The sequence below is a fragment of the Bacillus methanolicus genome, from assembly GCF_028888695.1.
Classification (GTDB): domain Bacteria; phylum Bacillota; class Bacilli; order Bacillales; family Cytobacillaceae; genus Bacillus_Z; species Bacillus_Z methanolicus_B.
In genome coordinates this window covers 1-650 of record NZ_PNFF01000012.1, presented here as the reverse complement: position 1 = coordinate 650, position 650 = coordinate 1, and the positions used below count along the sequence as shown (strand labels likewise).

Sequence of the window (650 nt, the reverse complement as noted above, 5' to 3'; positions counted from 1 at the left end):
TTTATAACGGAGGATTAGCTCAGCTGGGAGAGCACCTGCCTTACAAGCAGGGGGTCGGCGGTTCGATCCCGTCATCCTCCACCATACAATTTATGGACAAGTTATATGGAGCCGGTGTAGCTCAATTGGCAGAGCAACTGACTTGTAATCAGTAGGTTGGGGGTTCGATTCCTCTCGCCGGCACCAGTTTAACAATTGAACTACCTGAGTTGGGGCGTTGCTAAACTGGATGGTGAGCCTGTATCTTATAATTGGCTTTGAAGACAAACTCTTAAATGCAATAAAAATAAGAGCCATTAGCTCAGTCGGTAGAGCATCTGACTTTTAATCAGAGGGTCGGAGGTTCGAGTCCTCCATGGCTCACCATTAATATTTAGCGGGTGTGGCGGAATTGGCAGACGCACCAGACTTAGGATCTGGCGCCGCAAGGCGTGGGGGTTCGACTCCCTTCACCCGCACATATGGAGTGCGGAAGTAGTTCAGTGGTAGAACACCACCTTGCCAAGGTGGGGGTCGCGGGTTCGAATCCCGTCTTCCGCTCCAAATGCCGGGGTGGCGGAACTGGCAGACGCACAGGACTTAAAATCCTGCGGTAGGTGACTACCGTACCGGTTCGATTCCGGTCCTCGGCACCACTGAGTATCATAAAT

6 tRNA genes are annotated in these 650 nt (G+C 51.7%); all 6 read left to right on the top strand.

The features are described from left to right. Window positions 1–8 precede the first annotated feature (8 nt). Window positions 9–84, top strand: a tRNA-Val gene (locus tag C0966_RS18515). Window positions 85–110: 26 nt separating this feature from the next. Next, a tRNA-Thr gene (locus C0966_RS18510) sits at window positions 111–186 on the top strand. A 104-nt stretch (window positions 187–290) separates the two neighbouring features. Next, a tRNA-Lys gene (locus C0966_RS18505) sits at window positions 291–366 on the top strand. A gap of 10 nt (window positions 367–376) precedes the next feature. Further along, a tRNA-Leu gene (locus tag C0966_RS18500) sits at window positions 377–458 on the top strand. A gap of 10 nt (window positions 459–468) precedes the next feature. Continuing rightward, window positions 469–543, top strand: a tRNA-Gly gene (locus C0966_RS18495). Window positions 544–546: 3 nt separating this feature from the next. Next, window positions 547–635: transfer RNA gene (locus C0966_RS18490), tRNA-Leu, on the top strand. Window positions 636–650: the final 15 nt, after the last annotated feature.